General features: G+C 48.1%; 14 protein-coding genes (1 of these 14 cut by a window edge). 10 read left to right on the top strand and 4 right to left on the bottom strand.

Annotated elements, in window-relative coordinates; all coding sequences use genetic code 11:
- Positions 1-1062: the beginning of a ribonuclease R gene (gene rnr, locus KUA49_RS01320; protein WP_218413228.1), read on the bottom strand. The gene continues 1236 nt to the left of window position 1, outside the view; only the first 1062 of its 2298 coding nucleotides appear in the window; its start codon is at positions 1060-1062; its stop codon lies off the left edge, out of view.
- Positions 1063-1414: 352 nt separating this feature from the next.
- On the opposite strand from rnr, the gene KUA49_RS01325 reads away from it, so the two are divergent.
- The gene (locus KUA49_RS01325; protein ID WP_218413229.1) at positions 1415-3124 is read left to right on the top strand and encodes a Na/Pi cotransporter family protein; all 1710 of its coding nucleotides are present in this window, start codon (positions 1415-1417) and stop codon (positions 3122-3124) included.
- Between the two features lie 162 nt (positions 3125-3286).
- On the opposite strand, the gene KUA49_RS01330 is transcribed toward KUA49_RS01325, so the two are convergent.
- Positions 3287-3985, bottom strand: a complete 699-nt coding sequence (locus KUA49_RS01330; RefSeq protein ID WP_203049336.1) for an SIR2 family NAD-dependent protein deacylase — start codon at positions 3983-3985, stop codon at positions 3287-3289.
- A gap of 174 nt (positions 3986-4159) precedes the next feature.
- Here KUA49_RS01330 and KUA49_RS01335 point away from each other — a divergent pair, with 174 nt between their 5' ends.
- The 6 genes from KUA49_RS01335 (at position 4160) to KUA49_RS01360 (ending at position 10256) form a co-directional block, all read left to right on the top strand.
- Positions 4160-4762, top strand: coding sequence for an FKBP-type peptidyl-prolyl cis-trans isomerase (locus tag KUA49_RS01335; RefSeq protein WP_203041129.1), 603 nt, complete (start codon positions 4160-4162; stop codon positions 4760-4762).
- A gap of 72 nt (positions 4763-4834) precedes the next feature.
- Positions 4835-5710, top strand: a complete 876-nt coding sequence (locus KUA49_RS01340) for an FKBP-type peptidyl-prolyl cis-trans isomerase (RefSeq protein ID WP_217764299.1) — start codon at positions 4835-4837, stop codon at positions 5708-5710.
- A gap of 40 nt (positions 5711-5750) precedes the next feature.
- Positions 5751-6725 carry an FKBP-type peptidyl-prolyl cis-trans isomerase gene (locus KUA49_RS01345; protein WP_203049334.1) on the top strand — a complete coding sequence of 325 codons (975 nt, stop codon included), beginning with the start codon at positions 5751-5753 and terminating at the stop codon, positions 6723-6725.
- 176 nt (positions 6726-6901) lie between these two features.
- The gene (locus KUA49_RS01350) at positions 6902-7369 is read left to right on the top strand and encodes an Lrp/AsnC family transcriptional regulator (RefSeq protein WP_089544771.1); all 468 of its coding nucleotides are present in this window, start codon (positions 6902-6904) and stop codon (positions 7367-7369) included.
- Between the two features lie 25 nt (positions 7370-7394).
- Positions 7395-9143, top strand: coding sequence for a gamma-glutamyl-gamma-aminobutyrate hydrolase family protein (locus KUA49_RS01355; protein WP_218413230.1), 1749 nt, complete (start codon positions 7395-7397; stop codon positions 9141-9143).
- Between the two features lie 81 nt (positions 9144-9224).
- A complete protein-coding gene (locus tag KUA49_RS01360) occupies positions 9225-10256 on the top strand; it encodes a M28 family peptidase (RefSeq protein ID WP_203041125.1) in 1032 nt (343 codons plus the stop codon).
- Between the two features lie 240 nt (positions 10257-10496).
- Here the strand turns inward: KUA49_RS01360 and KUA49_RS01365 are convergent, their stop codons facing one another.
- Positions 10497-11135, bottom strand: a complete 639-nt coding sequence (locus KUA49_RS01365; RefSeq protein WP_203041118.1) for a DUF4294 domain-containing protein — start codon at positions 11133-11135, stop codon at positions 10497-10499.
- Positions 11136-11346: 211 nt separating this feature from the next.
- Here KUA49_RS01365 and KUA49_RS01370 point away from each other — a divergent pair, with 211 nt between their 5' ends.
- From KUA49_RS01370 to KUA49_RS01380, 3 genes are all read left to right on the top strand, one after another.
- Positions 11347-13341: a helix-hairpin-helix domain-containing protein gene (locus KUA49_RS01370; protein ID WP_256624896.1), complete on the top strand. Its 1995-nt coding sequence runs from the start codon at positions 11347-11349 to the stop codon at positions 13339-13341.
- A gap of 403 nt (positions 13342-13744) precedes the next feature.
- A complete protein-coding gene (locus KUA49_RS01375) occupies positions 13745-14899 on the top strand; it encodes an AAA family ATPase (protein WP_218413232.1) in 1155 nt (384 codons plus the stop codon).
- A gap of 122 nt (positions 14900-15021) precedes the next feature.
- Positions 15022-15951: a glycosyltransferase family 2 protein gene (locus KUA49_RS01380; protein ID WP_218413233.1), complete on the top strand. Its 930-nt coding sequence runs from the start codon at positions 15022-15024 to the stop codon at positions 15949-15951.
- Between the two features lie 78 nt (positions 15952-16029).
- Here KUA49_RS01380 and KUA49_RS01385 read toward each other — a convergent pair whose 3' ends face one another.
- Positions 16030-17736 (bottom strand): ArnT family glycosyltransferase, encoded by a 1707-nt coding sequence (locus KUA49_RS01385; protein WP_218413234.1) that lies wholly within the window; start codon positions 17734-17736, stop codon positions 16030-16032.
- Positions 17737-17741: the final 5 nt, after the last annotated feature.

Below are 17741 nucleotides of genomic sequence, written 5' to 3' on the forward strand. Positions count from 1 at the left end.
GATGACGCTATATGCCAGTTTTTCCTCGTTAGGACGAAGCGAGCAGATGAAGTTGCAGAGACGCTCAGGAAGCATCGGGATGGTGCGATCTACGAGATAGACAGAAGTGGCACGCTTCACGGCTTCCTTGTCGATGATGCTGCCCTCCGTGACGTAGTGCGAAACATCTGCGATGTGAACACCCACCTGCCAGTTGCCATTCTCCAATCTCTGGATGCTCAAGGCATCGTCAAAGTCTTTGGCGTCCTTCGGGTCGATGGTGCAGGTGAACACTTTGCGGAAGTCTTCACGTTCCTTGTAATCCTGTTCGGTGATTTCGCCCGAAATCTTGTTGGCAGCATCCTCTACGTTTTTCGGATACTTGTAAGGCAGACCATACTGTGCGAGGATGGAGTTCATCTCCACATCGTTGTCGCCCTTTTGGCCGAGGATGTCCACCACCTCACCGATAGGACTCTTGTTTTCTCCGTCAGGCCATTCGATGATGCGAACCACCGCCTTGTCGTCGGTCTTTCCGCCCTTCACCTTTCTTCTAGGAATGATGATGTTGTGGGCGAATACATCGCTCGGTGTAACGAGGTAAGCCAGATCCTTATCCACTTTCAGTCGTCCCACGAACGTATCCTTGGCACGTTCCAGGATCTTGTTGACCTGTGCCTCCTTGATGTGATTCTTTCGGCGTGCGAGGAAGGTGAATTCCACACGGTCGCCATTGAGCGCTCCCATCGAGTTACGTTCGGAAACGAAGATAGGATTCTCCTCGCCATCCGGGATGACGGAGTTCTTACCATTCGCCTTTCTTACAAACTTGCCTTCCATCACCTGGACGCTCTGGTTCAGTCTGTAAGAGTTGTCACTTACCTTAGCCAGATAGTCATCCCATGCCATTTCCTCCATGATGTCGATAGCCAGCATCTTGAGCGGATGCGTAGTGAGATGGAGGGAACGGAATATTTCTTTAAAGCTGAGCGTTTCGCCCGGCCTTTGGGCAAAGAATTCCTGCAGAATCTCGGTGAGCTGCGCCTTGTTCATTCTCTTGCCGCCTTTTTTACCTTTTCCCATAATGATGTCTGTTATATGACTGTTAATAGTTTTATAAGGCAAAGAAACAAAAAAAAATGGAGACTACAAAGTTTATTGGCAACTTTTTTTGTTTTTTATCAAATATGTAACATTATCGGCTGCAAAATCCGCCTTTTTCTCCTTTTTTCAGAGTAGATGAAGCGTAGAGGAAAGGTGTATGCTTCTTCTTTTCGACAGCGATGTTTCTGCTTCTTTTGGGGGTTGGGAACGCCTTTGATGTTACAATGCTGTTACAATTTGAAATATCCGTCACAGATATTTCGTAATCAGCGGATTTCTTATTATATTTGCAACCGAAACGTAACAAACATTTCCACAAATACAATTAATTATGGATACAAGTCAATATCTTGTGATTTTTTTTCAGATTCTCGGTTCTCTGGCGTTGCTCATCTATGGTATGAAGGTGATGAGTGAGGCCTTGCAGAAGATGGCAGGATCTCAGTTGCGCCACATTTTAGGAGCGATGACTACCAACCGGTTTACGGGAATGCTTACCGGTACCTTTATTACCTGTGCCGTTCAGAGTTCCTCTGCAACCACCGTCATGACGGTTTCTTTCGTGAATGCGGGTTTGCTCACCTTGGCACAGGCCATTTCCGTGATTATGGGTGCCAACATCGGTACCACCTTTACGGCATGGATTATGTCGCTGGGTTATAATGTAGATTTAACCATTGTCGTGTTCCCGGCGTTCTTCCTCGGCATCATGCTGATATATAGCAAGAAGCGCCGTTATTTCGGAGATTTCCTCTTTGGTATCGCCTTCCTCTTCTTCTCGCTCGTATTGTTGAGCAGTGCGGGTAAGGCACTCGACCTGGAGCATAATCCGGCAGTTATCGACTTCTTCGGTTCCTTCGATACGAAGAGCCATTTCACCATCGTGGTCTTCCTGCTGATAGGTACGCTTATCACCTGCATCGTGCAGAGTTCGGCAGCGGTGATGGCCATCACCATCCTGCTCTGTTCTACGGGCGTACTCCCTATCTATCTGGGTATTGCCCTGGTGATGGGTGAGAACATCGGAACCACAGCCACTGCCAATCTTGCAGCCTTGGGTGCCAATGCACAGGCCCGCCGTGCCGCCCTGGCGCATCTGGTGTTCAATGTGTTTGGTGTAATCTGGGTTCTCTGCCTGTTTTATCCTTTTGTAGATTTCGTCTGCTCTATTGTGGGTTATGATCCTAATGGCAGTATGTCGGCAGCCCAGAAGGCTACTCTGTTGCCTATCGTTCTGGCGATGTTCCACACCTGCTTCAATGTATGCAATACGGGTGTACTCATCTGGTTTATCCCGCAGTTGGAAAAGGTGGTTTGCCAGCTTATCAAGCCTAAGGCAGACAAGGAGGATGAGGATTTCCGCCTGCGCTTTATCCAGTCGGGTATCATGAAGACACCGGAGCTTTCGGTCTTCGAGGCACAGAAGGAGATTGGCAGTTTCGGCGAGCGCATCCACCGTATGTTCAGTATGGTGAACGAGTTGCTGGATACCCAGGATGCCAAGACATTCGATAAGCTATATGAGCGCATCGAGAAGTACGAGGGTATTTCTGATAATATGGAGATAGAGATAGCCAAGTATCTCGACCAGGTGAGCGATGCTCATCTCAGCGATGATACCAAGGCGAAGATCCGTTCGATGTTGCGTGCTATTTCTGAGATAGAGAGTATTGGTGACAGCTGCTACAATCTTGCCCGCACCATCAAGCGCAAGGGAGAGAACAAGGAAGAGTTCACGGCAAAGCAGAATGAGAATATCCATCAGATGTTTAAGCTGGTAGATGAGTCATTGACCCAGATGAACTATATGTTTGCCCACGATCGCCAGAGTATCAACATGAACCATACCTATAATATTGAGACGGAAATCAACAACTTCCGTACGCAGTTGAGAAACCAGAATCTGGACGATGTGGATAACCATCTCTACACCTACGGCGTAGGCACCCTGTATATGGATATCATTCAGGAGTGCGAGAAGCTCGGCGACTACGTGGTAAACGTGGCCGAGGCACGTATGGGAACGAGAGCATCGGCATAATCGGCATTTCGATATAAGACAAAAAAGCCAAAAGGCAATAAAAGCAGAAGAGGAGACATCGGTTGATGCCTCCTCTTTCAGCTTTTGTACTTTGATAATCTCTTTCAGTTTTTATACTTTGATAATCTCTGGCTTTCTTTCTACCTGATGGTAGAAATCTATTTATTTCTCCAGTATTTCAGTCAGTTCCTTCATTCCCTCAGAAGCCCCCTTCATGATGTGTTGAATCTTGTAGTATCCATTGGTGTTCACGGCACCTGGGTCTATCAGATAGATAGGGATATGAGGCTTGGTGTATGAAATCAGGCCTGCGGCAGGATACACATTGAGTGAGGTGCCGATGATGACGAAGATGTCGGCTTGCTGCACCGCTTCGGCAGCAGGTTCTATCATCGGAACGCTCTCGCCGAAGAAGACGATGAACGGGCGCAGCAAACTGCCATCGCCAGCCTTGGTGCCAGGTTCCACCTCGCAGTCATCCTCTGGCAATTCCTTCACGTAGCGATAGTCGTAAGGGTCGCGTGAAGAGCATACCTTAGAGAGTTCTCCATGCAGATGGATCACGTTCTTGGAGCCCGCCTTCTCGTGCAGGTTATCCACGTTCTGCGTAATCACCGTCACGTCGAAATCCTTCTCCAGTTCCTTGATAAGCAGATGTCCCTCGTTGGGTTGAGCGGCATAGAGCTTATGGCGCAACATATTGTAGAAGTTAGTCACTAGGGTAGGGTCAGCCTCCCATCCCTCATGGGTTGCTATCTGTTCCACAGGATAGTTTTCCCACAATCCATCATTGCCACGGAAAGTTTTGAAACCACTCTCCACAGACATACCAGCGCCGGTTAAAAATACGAGTTTCTTCATCTTATCACGTTTTATTTATTCATATTTTCTTAATCTTTCTATTAAGAATGCACAAATTTACAATTTTTTCTTTAAATAGCATCGTTTTCAGCAAGAAAAATGTTATCTTTGCACTCGTTTTAAGGACAATAAGTATAAAATATAGAATATTAAACAAAGTTATAAGATAAATTTATGGATAAAGTAAGTTATGCTTTAGGCATTGGCATCGGTCGCCAGTTGGCTTCTATGGGTGCAGAGAGTTTGAACATTGATGATTTTGCACAGGCTGTAAAGGATGCGATTGCCGGTAAGCTCCAGCTTGACGAGCAGGAGGCTCAGGAGTTGGTACAGAACTTCTTCGCAGAGCAGGAGGCTAAGGCTCAGGCTGCCGCTGCCGAGAAGGGTAAGGTTGCCAAGGAGGCTGGTGAGAAGTTCCTTGCCGAGAACGGCAAGAAGGATGGTGTTATCACTACTAAGAGCGGTTTGCAGTATCAGATTTTGCGCGAGGGTAATGGTAAGGCTCCTAAGGCTACCGACCAGGTGGAGTGCCACTACGAGGGTACACTCATCGATGGTACTAAGTTTGATAGCTCATACGACCGTGGTCAGACAGCTACCTTCCCATTGAACCAGGTAATCGCTGGTTGGACCGAGGGTCTTCAGTTGATGACCGAGGGTGCGAAGTATCGTTTCTTCATCCCTTATCAGTTGGGTTACGGCGAGCGTGGTGCAGGTGCATCTATCCCTCCATTCTCAGCATTGATTTTCGATGTAGAGCTCGTTGCCGTGAAGTAATTCTCACGGATGAGACGTATATAATATAGACGCATATATAAGAGAACAAAGAATATAAACATAACAGAAAAGATGAAAAAGTTATTTTTCGGAGCCCTCGTGGCTTGTGTTGCCGCTACATTCGTAGCTTGTGGCAATTCTACTCCAAAGGCAGACCTCAAGAACGATGTTGATACAATGAGCTATGCTATGGGTATGTCTCAGACTCAGGGTCTGAAGGAGTTTATGGTAGAGCGCATGGGCGTGGATACCGCTTACATGGATGATTTTATCAAGGGTCTTAACGACGGTGCCAACGCTGGTGACGACAAGAAGAAGGCTGCTTACTACGCAGGTATCCAGATTGGTCAGCAGATTTCTAACCAGATGGTAAAGGGTATCAACCACGAGGTATTCGGTGACGACTCAACCAAGACTATCTCTTTGAAGAACTTCATGGCAGGTTTCATCACCGGTACTACTGGCAAGAAAGGCTTGATGACCGTAGAGCAGGCTGCTCAGGTGGCACAGGCTAAGATGATGGCCATCAAGGCTAAGAACATGGAGAAGGAATATGGTCCTAACAAGGTGGCTGGTGAGAAGTTCCTCGCTGCCAACAAGAAGAAGCCAGGAGTGGTAACTCTTCCTTCAGGTGTTCAGTATAAGGTAATCAAGGAGGGTAACGGCCCTATGCCAAAGGATACATCTATGGTAAAGGTTAACTACGAGGGTAAGACTATCGACGGTAAGGTATTCGATTCATCTTTCAAGCGTGGTCAGGCTGTAGATCTCCGTGCTAACCAGGTTATCAAGGGTTGGACCGAGGCTTTGGTTCACATGCCAGCAGGTTCTGTTTGGGAGGTTTACATCCCTCAGCAGTTGGCTTACGGTGAGCGCGAGCAGGGTCAGATCAAGCCATTCTCAGTATTGATCTTCAAGATTGAGTTGATTTCTGTAGGTGGCAAGTAATTTTTGTGGGAACTCATTTTGAGTAGAGGACTTATAAGAAATGAAGAAATATTTAATGACAGCACTCGTCCTCGTGGCGAGTGCTTCTTTGTTTACTGTTAGTGCAGCAAAGAAGAAAAAGAATGTAAAGAAGGTAACTCCTGTGGTTCTTGCCACAGAGAGCGATTCGTTGAGTTATGCAGCTGGTGTTCATGCCACACGTGGCTTGATTCCATTCATCCAGCAGAGTTATCAGGTAGATACTGCTTACATGGCAGATTTCATCCGCGGTTACGAGGAGGCTATCGCCAAGGCTAATACTCCTCAGGGCACTGCCTACATCGTGGGTATGCAGATTGCGCAGATGGTGAACCAGCGCATCCTGCCTGGAACCCGTGAGGAATTGAAGAGTGCCAAGGATTCTATCGATGCAGCGATGTTCAGCCGTGGTTTCGTGGCAGCTCTTGCCAATGATACTACCCTCTTCACAGAGAAGAAGGCAGGCGAGTTCAAGACTCAGATCTTGGCGGGCGCTGGCGAGAAGTTCCTTGCCGAGAATGCCAAGAAGCCTGGTGTAAAGGTGTTGCCTAGCGGATTGCAGTATAAGGTAATCAAGGCTGGCCAGGGCGAGGTGCCTAAGGCTACCGATGAGGTGGAGGTTATCTACGAGGGCCGTCTCATTGATGGTACCGTATTCGATGCAACCTCTAAGCATGGCGGTGCCAAGACCGATAAGTTCCGTGCCGGCAATCTGATCAAGGGTTGGACCGAGGCGCTCACTACCATGCCTGTAGGCAGCAAGTGGCAGCTCTACATCCCTTATAAGTTGGCTTACGGCGAGCGTCAGGCAGGTCAGATTCCTCCATACTCTACTTTGGTCTTCGACCTTGAGCTTGTCAGCATCGTAAAGCCTGAGGTTAAGGCTGAGCCTGCTGGCGAGTTGAAGGAAAATGTAGCCGTAGGAGCAGAGAAGAAGGTGGCAAAAACTTCAGCTAAGTCTGCTGCTAAGAAAGCTGGCTCTAAGAAGAGAAAGTAATGGTCTTTTAGAAGAGAAAAACTGATTTTTTGGTTAAAATCAGTATAAAAAACAACAAAATGCACGGATATTGCAAAATATTCGTGCATTTTGTTGTTTGTTTCGATAGTTTTTATTAATTTTGCTATCTGGTATAGAAATACCTTAAAATAGCAAACATAATAATAGAAAAAGAAATGGAAAAAATAGACAATCTTGACAGAAAGATTCTCGGCATCCTTTCAAAGAATGCCCGTATTCCTTTTAAGGACGTAGCCGCTGAATGCGGAGTTTCTCGTGCAGCCATCCATCAGCGTGTACAGCACTTGATGGAGGATGGTTTCATCACAGGTAGCGGTTTCGATGTAAACCCTAAGAGCCTGGGTTATTCCACCTGCACATACGTGGGACTTAACCTGGAACGTGGTAATATGTATAAGAAGGTGGTAGAAAGACTGCAGAATATTCCTGAGATTGTGGAGTGTCACTTCACAACCGGTTCTTACACCATGCTTCTTAAACTGTATGCCCGCGACAACGAGCAGCTCATGGACCTGCTCAACAACAAGCTCCAGGCTATCCCGGGAGTAGTTTCTACCGAAACTCTCATCTCGCTTGAGCAGAGTATCAAGCGCGAGGTGCCTGTTCTTTTGGAGGAAGAGTAATTTTTTTGTATTTAGAAATAAACAAATGGAAACATTTGACTTGGAGTCGCATCTCAAGGGTGCGTACTCTTCTTTTCCCGAAGCGAAGCGTCAGCCCCTGATTGGCATCTCTGCCAACTATGAAGGCATTGATGCTACGCTTCGCGACCGTTATTACAAGCAGGTGATTGCGGCGGGCGGAACGCCTGTCATCATTCCCCCTGTTGCCGACAGTTCAGTCATCGTCAATACCCTGGAGCATCTGGATGGTCTCATCCTCACCGGTGGCGGCGACCATAACCCGCTGTGGATGGGCGAAGAGCCTTCGCCTCGTCTTCACAACATCAACCAGGAGCGTGATGCGGCAGAACTGATGCTCACCCGTCTGGCGTTCAACCGTCAGATTCCGATGCTCGGCATTTGCCGCGGCATCCAGACCCTGGCCATTGCCCTGGGCGGAAAGGTGTATCAGGACATCAAGCAGCAGGTGAAGCACAGTCAGGATGCCGATCGCTCGGAACCTACTCATAGTGTTGAAATCAAGAAAGATTCCACCTTATATAATATATATGAGGCAGAGAAGATTTTCGTCAACTCGTTCCACCATCAGGCGGTGAGCGAGCCGGGCAAGCATATGCGCATCATCGCCAAATCTACCGATGGCATCATCGAGGCGATAGAGAGCAGCGAGTATAAGCAGATTCTCGGTGTACAGTGGCATCCGGAATGGCTCGGCGAGGATGGCGGAAAGCTTTTCCTGTGGCTTGTAAACCAGGCGAATAATTTCTATGCAGCCAAGCAGTTGCATAAGCGCATCCTTACCCTCGATACCCATTGCGATACGCCGATGTTCTTCCCGCAGGGCGTCAAGTTCGACCATCGTGATTCCCGCATCCTTGTGGATTTGCATAAGATGACCGACGGCCATCAGGATGCCACCACCATGGTGGCCTATCTGCCGCAGCCTAAGATAGGCGAGAGCTTCAGCAGCAAGGTGGATTTCGATGTGCAGGGACCGGCGCAGTATGCCGACCTCATCTTCGACAAGATAGAGGAGATAGTGAGCAAGAACAGCCAGTATCTCAGCATCGCCCGCACGCCTACCGATCTCTACAGCGATAAGCGAAAGGGCAGAAAGAGCATCATGCTGGGCATAGAAAACGGTCTAGCCCTGGAGCATGACCTGAGCAACGTGAAGCATTTTGCCCAGCGCGGCATCGTCTATATCACCCTCTGTCACAATGGCGACAACGACATCTGCGACAGTGCCCGTGGCTGCAACACCCACAATGGCGTGAGCAGTTTCGGAGCCAAGGTGATTCAGGAGATGAACCGCCATGGCATCATGGTAGATTTGAGTCATGCCGGCGAGAAGAGCTTCTACGATGCGCTCGAAATCAGTCAGACCCCTATTGTGTGCAGCCATAGCAGCAGCCGTGCGCTCTGCGATGTTCCCCGCAACCTGACGGATGACCAGATGCGTGCCCTGGCGGCTCGTGGCGGTGTGGCGCATACCACGCTCTACCACGGATTCCTGCGCAAGGAGGGAGGAGCAGACATCATGGATGCCATCGCCCACCTGGAGCATGCCATCGACGTGATGGGCATCGACCACGTAGGTCTCGGTACCGATTTCGATGGAGATGGAGGCATCCGCGGACTTGCCGACTCTTCTGAACTCATCAACTTCACCCTCCAGCTGCTGCGCCGCAAGTACAGCGAGCAGGACATCGCCAAGATTTGGGGAGGCAACTGGCTCAGAGTGATGACGCAGGTGCAGAACTTTGGAAAGTGAAGAACGAAGAGTGAAGAATTTGATAGTTATTAAGTAATCATAAAGTTCAAAGTTCAAATCTGAAAGTTCAAAGTAAATACAATGACGAAGAAAATGAAGATAATTTTGGGCTTGGTGGTGGCTGCCGGAGTGGTGGCTGGTACCATCAGCTATAAGAATGCGAACAGTTCGAGTTCGCCTGAGGTTCAGGAGGTAGAGGAAGCCGAGAAGCTGAATCCCGTAGGTCCTGCCTTCAATGCCGATTCGGCGCTGGCTTATTGCCAGGTGCAATGCGATTTCGGTCCTCGTGTGATGAACAGCGAGGCGCACGATAAGTGTGGCGAATGGATTGTGAGCAAATTCAAGCAGTTTGGATGCGAGGTGGAGACCCAGAAGGCCGACCTGAAGGGTTATGATGGCACGATATTGAAGAATACCAATATCATCGCCCACTATAACCCGAAGGCGCAGACCCGCATCCTGCTCTGTGCCCATTGGGACAGTCGTCCTTGGGCTGATAATGATCCTGACAGTACCAATTGGCGCAAGCCTGTGCTGGCTGCCAACGATGGTGCCAGCGGTGTGGCCGTGATGCTTGAGCTTGCCCGCCAGTTGCAGGCAGACAAGAAGTTGAATCCGAATATCGGAGTAGATTTCGTATGTTTCGATACGGAAGACTGGGGTACGCCTCAGTGGGCTGATGTGCAGGATGATGGCGACAGTTGGGCGCTGGGTGCGCAGTATTGGAGTGAGAACAAGCCGGATAGCTACAATCCTCGTTACGGTATCCTTCTCGATATGGTAGGTGGTCAGGGTGCCAAGTTCTACCGTGAGGGCATGTCGATGCAGTATGCCGGTGGCATAGTGAAGAAGGTTTGGGCTGCAGCCCGCCAGGCTGGTTACGGCAGTTACTTCCCTAAGAGTGATGGCGGTATGATTACCGACGACCACATCCCAGTGAACCAGAAGGCGAAGATTCCAACCATCGATGTGATAGCATATTACCCAGATTGCCAGCAGAGCAGTTTCGGTCCTACCTGGCATACGGTAATCGATGACATGGCTCATTTGGATAAGAATGTGTTGAAGGCAGTGGGTCAGACCATGATCCAGGTGCTTTATACCGAGGAATAATTAGGAATGTCCCTAGAGGAAAAAGCAGTTACCTCTAGGGACATTTCTTTTTTTCATTAGAAGAAATCTCCGTTCAGCGTCGTTGAACGTATGTTCAAAGCTTTTGAACGTACATTCAAAGCTTTTGAACGCACATTCAAAACTTATGAACGGAGATTTCTCCTAATAGTATAGACAAATACTCTTAATAGTATCCACAACTTTCCCTAAGGGTATTGGTTTTCTTAATAAGGAGTATGATTAAATCTGCCCTGATTCCACTTGTCTCACCACTCTTTCCGTGAGCCTATCCACTCCGTTCGGATCGTACTTCTTGTTGAGGCTGGCACCGAAGAGGGCAGCGAAGGCCTGGTAGAAGCCGGCACGGATAGGACCCAGGAAGGCTTGGATAAGATGATAGGAAGAAGAGTTGCATTCACGATACACCAGCTTGATGCAGAGCTTGCCTTGCGCATAGGTTAGCTTCTTCATTCTTGGCGTGTATCGCTGCTTGATGTCCTTCTCCACCAGTTTCATGTGGGCATCCTTCGCCTTCTTGTTAGGAAGGGTCTCCAGATAGTCGCCCGTCTCGATGATGATCTTTCTCACCTCCTTGGCTATCGGCAACACCTTCTTGATGTTATACACCAGTCGGTTGTAGGCCATCCTTTCCTTGGCGTTTTTGAACACAGGCTGTGGATAAACATACACGTTGTTCACCTGCACGTATTGAATGCTGTCTTTATCCAGCAGCACCTTTCCCACCTTCACCATCGGTTCGAAGGTAGGAGTATCCATATCCACCTCCCTGTCTTCAGGGTTGTCGCCATCGGTTTGCGCCATTGTCTGCAGGCTGATGCAGAAGAGCATCGCCAGCAGAAATAATATTTTCTGTTTCATGAAATCCATCTTAATTATCCATTTGTCTTATATATAATAAGGTGTAAGCCCCTCTATCTTGCTAATTACGCCGCAAAATTACAGATTATTTCTCATTTAGAGAAAGATTCTTTCCTTTTTCTTGCTCATTTTCAGAAAATCATTGTAACTTTGAGGAAATTTAATAATCGTTTGCCTATAGATGAAACGTTGGCAGCCCATAACCCAATTTTTGTTGAAACTGTTTCTGTTAGGCAGTTCCCTGCTATTCCATGCCTTTTCGGTAAGTGCCCAGTCGTGGCAGCAGCTACTTTCTGAACTTTCGGAAACCGAGGATTTTGAGCATACTTCCTGGGAAGACTACGAGGAAGATCTGGAGGAATGGGCGCAGCATCCGATAAACCTGAATGCGGCTACCCGCGAGGAGATGGAGCGTTTGCCCTTTCTTACCTCTTCGCAGGTGGAAGACATCCAGGCTTACGTTTATCGCTATGGCGGAATGAAAAGCATGACGGAACTCACCCTGATTCCGAGCATCAGCTGGTATCAGCGACAGCTGATGGAGCATTTCTTCTATGTAGATGCTGACCAGAAGAAGTCTGATTTCCCCAGTATCAGGAATATCATCAAATATGGAAAGCATGAGGCGATGGGCATGTTGAAGGTGCCTTTCTACGAAAGAAAGGGCGATGCCAATGGCTATATGGGCTATAAATACAAGCATTGGCTGCGCTATCAGTTCAGGTATGGCGACTATGTAAAGCTGGGCGTTGTGGGGGCGCAGGATGCGGGCGAACCCTTTGGCACCGGCAAGAACAACCTGGGCTATGATTTCTACTCCTTCTATCTGCAAGTAAAGAAACTGGGGCGCTGGAAGAACATCACCCTGGGCAGATACCGCCTGCACGAAGGCTTGGGACTGATACTCAACAACGATTTCAGCTTCGGCAAACTCTCGGTGCTTTCTTCCCTGGGAAGCGCCACCAACCGCATCCGGGTTCATTCCTCCCGATCTTCTGCCAATTATCTGCAGGGAGCAGCTGCCACCTATACCTTGTTGAAAGGTCTCGACCTGACCGCCTTCTTCTCTTATCGCAAGATAGATGCCACGCTCTCCGACCAGGGCGGCATCCAAACCATCCAGAAGACCGGACTGCATCGCACCCTGAAGGAAATCGCGAAGCAGAATATCGCCTCCAATACTCTGATGGGCGGAAACATCAACTATCGCAACCAGGGCTGGCATATCGGGGCAACAGGCTTCTATACCTCTTTCTCCCTTCCGCTTACGCCCGATAAGTCGCAGTTGTATAAGCGATTTGCGCCCCAGGGCTATAACTTCTGGAATGCGAGTGTGGATTACGGCTACGTTTCCCACCGCTGGACCATCGCAGGCGAAACGGCGACGGGCAATTGTGGAGCCATCGCCACCCTCAATGCCGCCTCCTATCTCTTTTCCGACCATTTCTCTCTGCTTGCCTTGCATCGGTTCTATTCCGCCCGCTATTACTCGCTTTTCAGCAACAGCTTTTCAGAGGGGAGCGATGTGCAGGATGAGAATGGAGCCTATCTGGGCTTTACGTGGGTTCCGGCTCATCGCAGGAGCATCACCGGCTATAGCGACTTTGTCTATTTCGTGTGGCCCAAGTATCATACCAGGCAAAGCACGCAATGCTGGGACCATCTGCTCAATATCCTCTATCAGCCTAATAAGAGATGGATTCTGGGCACCCGATTGCGCTATAAGGAGAAGGCGGGAACCACCACCGGGCGATGGCGCCTTTATGCCACTTTCGCTGAGAAAAACTGGAGTGCCAAGACGAGTGTGGATTATACGATGAGCAAGGAGATGGGAAAGAAGTCAAGCCAGAAAGATGCAGATGGTGCGAACCCCAGCCAGGGGTATCTGCTGAACGAGAACCTGAGTTATCGCTGGCATTGGCTGAGGCTATCGGGCAGTTTTTCTTATTTCCATACGCAGGATTTCAGCAGTCGCATCTATGTCTACGAACCCGGCCTGCTTTATCAGATGAGTTTCAGCAGCTTCTATGGCGAGGGCATCCGCTGTGCCCTGGTGGCTCGTTCGGAAATAGGTAAGCATCTGCTGGTTATTGCCAAACTGGGCACTACCCGCTATTTCGACCGGAGCCATATCTCCACCGGATTACAGGAGATAGCGGCCTCGCATCAAACCGATTTGGAGATACAGATGAAATGGAAGTGGTGAAGTTTCTGCGAATTCAGTATTCCTTGGCTATCTTCTTCAATGTCATCATCTGTCCAAAACGGTAGAATGGATTCTCAGCGATAGAACCATATTCGAATGGTATCTTGTTCATATACTTAAAGTCTTGATTTTCTGCAAAGTTACAAAATTATACCCAAAGGTATTATACCCTAGGGTATAATTTATGAAACTTTATGTTTTTATCAGACGAAGAATTGCTGTTTCTGCAAAAAAAGATGGCTTTAAACAACATTGTTTTAAACAACCTTGTTTAATTTGTTTTTTTTTGCTATCTTTGCAGAAGAAAAGCTGCACTCGGCAATTTGAAAGCAAGCTTTCATTGCGCTCGTTTGCATTTTCTTTGCAGAAGAAAAGCTGTATAGTATAAAATAAGGTAGTGATTATGAGAAAAAGTAAAGAAGCTCCGTTTGTGTTCGGTGTTCGTGTGGAGGGAGATTCCTTTACCGACCGTAGAGAGGAAACAGAACGCCTGAAGGCGAACTTTACGTATGGAGTGAATACGATTTTGATTTCACCTCGTCGTATGGGTAAGACTTCATTGGTGGATAAGGTGTGTTCGCTTGTAGAGAGCGAAGACATCAGGATAGCTCGTATAGATGCCTTTGGCTGTCGCTCTGAGAATGATTTTATCAATGCTTTTGCCACGGCTGTGGTTCGGGCTACTTCTTCAAAATGGGAAGAATGGATGGAGAATGCCAAGGTGTTCTTGAGCCGTTTTGTTCCGAAAATCAGTATAGGACAAGATCCTTTGACTGATTTCTCTTTGGCGTTGGAGTATAATGCAGGTAACAATACTACCGAAGAGGCTTTGAGACTTCCGGAAATGATAGCTCGGTCTAAAGGTTGTCATATCGTAGTCTGCATCGATGAATTTCAGCAGATAGGCGATTTCCCTGATTCCTTGACCTTCCAGAAGAAGCTCCGTAGCGTATGGCAATTACAGAGCCATGTTTCTTACTGCCTTTATGGTAGCAAGAAACACATGATGGAACAGATGTTCCAGAATGCCAGTTATCCATTCTATCGTTTTGGTGATTTCTTCTATCTGAATAAGATTAGCGAGAAAGACTGGGTGGAGTATATCTGTCAACGTTTCGAATCTACTGGCAAGCATATCTCGGAAGAGTTGGCTCGTGAAATCTGTCAGGTAACAGACCGATATTCTTCTTATGTACAGCAGTTGGCATGGTTTGTATGGTTGCGAGTGCAAGATGATTCTGTAGCTACAGAAGAGGATTTGAAATATGGAATAGACCGGTTGCTGGATGCTTGTGAACCCTTGTTTATCCAGCAGACCGAAGACCTTTCTGCCTATCAGATGAATTTCCTGCATGCCATTACCAATGGAGTACATACTGGTTTCACGCAGACGGCAATATTGGAAACCTATCGCCTAGGTACTGCTGCCAATGTAACTCGCCTTAAGAAGTCCTTGATGGTGAAAGATCTGATTACGATACCTGCCCCTAAACATTTGGAAATGAGTGACCCTATTTTAGCATTGTGGCTCAAGAGAAGAGTTTGGAAGGAATCATAAAAGAATTTCAAGGTATCGGAAAATTCAGGAACAAGATAGTCTTCAAATAATTTGGCGTTTCTGATAGTTTTTCGTATCTTTGCAAACTATATGGATTAAGTATCGTGAAAGAGGAAGAAGGTATGAAAGTATTAATAGTGATTCCTTGTTACAACGAGGAAGAAGTGTTGCCGAAAACCCTGGAGGTGCTTGGCAATCTGATAAAAAACATCAAGAAAGAGACTGACGCCGACACGGGATTGCTCCTTGTTGACGACGGAAGTCGTGACCATACCTGGCAGATGATTTCGGATGCTGCCAGGGAGCACAGGTATGTGCATGGCATCAAGTTATCCCATAACCGCGGCCATCAGAATGCCCTCTGGGCAGGAATGGAGGCGGCTGTGGATCATTGCGATGCGATGGTAAGCATCGATGCCGATTTGCAGGACGATGAGAATGTAATCATAGACATGGTGCGCCAGGTGCAGGAAGGCAAGGATATTATCTATGGTGTGCGTAAGGAGCGCAAGACCGATACCTTCTTCAAGCGATTCACCGCCCAGGCTTTCTATAAGCTGATGCAGAGCGTGGATAAGGATACGGTGTATAATCATGCCGATTTCCGCATGATGACCAACCGCACGCTGAAGGCGCTGATGCAGTATCCCGAGCGCAATCTCTTCCTCAGATCCATCGTCCGCCAGTTGGGCTTCCGTGAGGGATTCGTCTATTACGACCGCAAGGCACGCGAGGCAGGTGAGAGCAAGTATCCGCTCACCAAGATGCTGAGCTTCAGTATCGATGGCATCACCTCGTTTTCCGTGGCACCATTGAAGTTTATCACTTTCCTGGGCTTGGCGATGACTTTAGTAGCCTTCATCATGATTATCTTTGCCTTGGTGGAGCATTTCCAGGGCAAGACCATCCAGGGCTGGACCTCCTTGCTTGTTTCCATGTGGTTTATCGGTGGCATCATCACCACGGGTGTAGGCATCACGGGCGTCTATATCGGCAAGATTTATACCGAGGTAAAGCGCCGTCCTCGATATTTTATAGAAGAAAGAGTATAATTATTCAGATACAAAAATGAGGGTGTGTCATGGACTTATGACACACCCTCATTTTTGTATCTAATCACTAATCTTTGTTTATCTGTTCTGTGCGATATTGGCACTTGTCTTCACAAATTTGTAGAAGCCTACCTTGCTGTGCCATTCCACCGTTTTCTTTACTTCCCAAACCTTCTGGAAGGTATAGTCCTTGCCATATTTCTTCAGGAAATCAGGCATGTCTTCTTCCGGAATCATCAGTACGCCATCCTGTGGCAGCACCTTGTCAAACTGCTGGATCTTATCGCCCAGGTAGAAGTTTAGGCTGAAGAAGTGCAGCATATCTACCGACATATAAGAGTAGAGCTTGCTGGTATCAAACTTCTTTTCGATAACCGGCGCCAGATGCTTATCTGCCTTCGTGTTGAGCACGGCAGGCTGCAGGGTGGAGTCGAGTGTGATGAAAATTGCGATAATCATCACCAATGTATATTTCATCATTTGGCTTGTCTCTTTTTTCTTGAGTGCCTTGAATATCTGATAAGCTCCTATTATAAGAAACATATAGCATACGTAGAATAGGATACCATGAGTAGATTCCCCTATTGCATGGAGCATGGCGATGTTGTCGGCAGCATGCTTGCCATGGAAAATGGTATCTGGTATGCCGCCTGCTCGTATAACAAGCGTAGCAATCACAAGGATAACTGCCAGCGAGGCAATCACACCGGCATATACCTTGATGGCTCCCATCTTCTCCTTCATCATCCAAACGATGTATTCAGCGATGAGATAAGCCATGAACGGATAGCATGGCAGCAGATAGACGCTGCGCTTGCTCTTAGGGATGCAGTAGAAGAAGAGCACCAGAAGAAAGGCGAGCCAGGTGAACACCTGCAGCGGAGTAGCCTTCTTCGCATTCTCCAGGAATCGGGTCTTCGAGAACTTCTTCCATGGCAGGATGAAGAGCGAGAACAATAATAATAAGGTGTAAGGCAACCAGCCCATTACAAGCGTAAGCAGATTGTACCACGCCGGGTTCTCATGCGATTCGTATGCCATCTTACCCATGAATCGGTCGATGTTCTCTTCCTTCACCAGTCGCAGGAACTCGTCGCCACCTTGCAGATAGGCTGCATAGTACCAGCAGAATGGGATGATGAGCGAGAGTAGGGCGGTTAGAGCCATGCGCCATACGATGCCCCAGAAGTTCTCGCGCTGGGTAAGCATGAATACGCCCATCACGAAGCATGGCAGGATGATGCCTATAGGCCCCTTGGTCAGCGTTGCACCGCTCATGCAAAGGATGGCGAGCCAAGGCAGCTGGTGCTTTCCCTTCTCCCACCATCGGTAGAGCAGATACATGGCTCCCACCATCAGGGCAGAGTTCACCATATCCACACGGCAGTTCATGCCCGCACGGTGCACCTCGAAGGCGGTGAGCGTGAGGATGGCTGCGATGAGGCTGGTCTGTGTATCCTTTCGCTTGGCATAGAATACGAAGCCGCCAATGGTCATCAATACCAGCGATACGGCGGATGGAAGACGCGAAGTATATTCATTCACGTGGCCGGCGATGAGGCTGAAGAAGGCGATGCACCAGTGAAAGAATGGTGGTTTGTAAGGGATATCGCCACCATTGTTGATGGGCAGAATCCAGTTGCCGTGTTCCAGCATGGTGTAGGCAACCACAGCTTCGCGCGGCTCTCCCTTGGTATTGAAATCAGAGAGTCCGAGGAATGGAATCATCATCACGATAGCCAGGATGATGATGAGCCATAGGGCTTTGTTGTACTTGATGTTCATGTCTT

It is taken from the genome of Segatella copri (assembly GCF_019249655.2).
Taxonomy (GTDB): domain Bacteria; phylum Bacteroidota; class Bacteroidia; order Bacteroidales; family Bacteroidaceae; genus Prevotella.

Excerpts from the sequence above, each read along its gene's own strand:
- KUA49_RS01325 (WP_218413229.1), top strand. The coding sequence starts at position 1,415 with ATGGATACAAGTCAATATCTTGTGATTTTTTTTCAGATTCTCGGTTCT.
- KUA49_RS01330 (WP_203049336.1), bottom strand. The coding sequence starts at position 3,985 with ATGAAGAAACTCGTATTTTTAACCGGCGCTGGTATGTCTGTGGAGAGT.
- KUA49_RS01335 (WP_203041129.1), top strand. The coding sequence starts at position 4,160 with ATGGATAAAGTAAGTTATGCTTTAGGCATTGGCATCGGTCGCCAGTTG.
- KUA49_RS01340 (WP_217764299.1), top strand. The coding sequence starts at position 4,835 with ATGAAAAAGTTATTTTTCGGAGCCCTCGTGGCTTGTGTTGCCGCTACA.
- KUA49_RS01345 (WP_203049334.1), top strand. The coding sequence starts at position 5,751 with ATGAAGAAATATTTAATGACAGCACTCGTCCTCGTGGCGAGTGCTTCT.
- KUA49_RS01350 (WP_089544771.1), top strand. The coding sequence starts at position 6,902 with ATGGAAAAAATAGACAATCTTGACAGAAAGATTCTCGGCATCCTTTCA.
- KUA49_RS01355 (WP_218413230.1), top strand. The coding sequence starts at position 7,395 with ATGGAAACATTTGACTTGGAGTCGCATCTCAAGGGTGCGTACTCTTCT.
- KUA49_RS01360 (WP_203041125.1), top strand. The coding sequence starts at position 9,225 with ATGACGAAGAAAATGAAGATAATTTTGGGCTTGGTGGTGGCTGCCGGA.
- KUA49_RS01365 (WP_203041118.1), bottom strand. The coding sequence starts at position 11,135 with ATGAAACAGAAAATATTATTTCTGCTGGCGATGCTCTTCTGCATCAGC.
- KUA49_RS01375 (WP_218413232.1), top strand. The coding sequence starts at position 13,745 with ATGAGAAAAAGTAAAGAAGCTCCGTTTGTGTTCGGTGTTCGTGTGGAG.
- KUA49_RS01380 (WP_218413233.1), top strand. The coding sequence starts at position 15,022 with ATGAAAGTATTAATAGTGATTCCTTGTTACAACGAGGAAGAAGTGTTG.
- KUA49_RS01385 (WP_218413234.1), bottom strand. The coding sequence starts at position 17,736 with ATGAACATCAAGTACAACAAAGCCCTATGGCTCATCATCATCCTGGCT.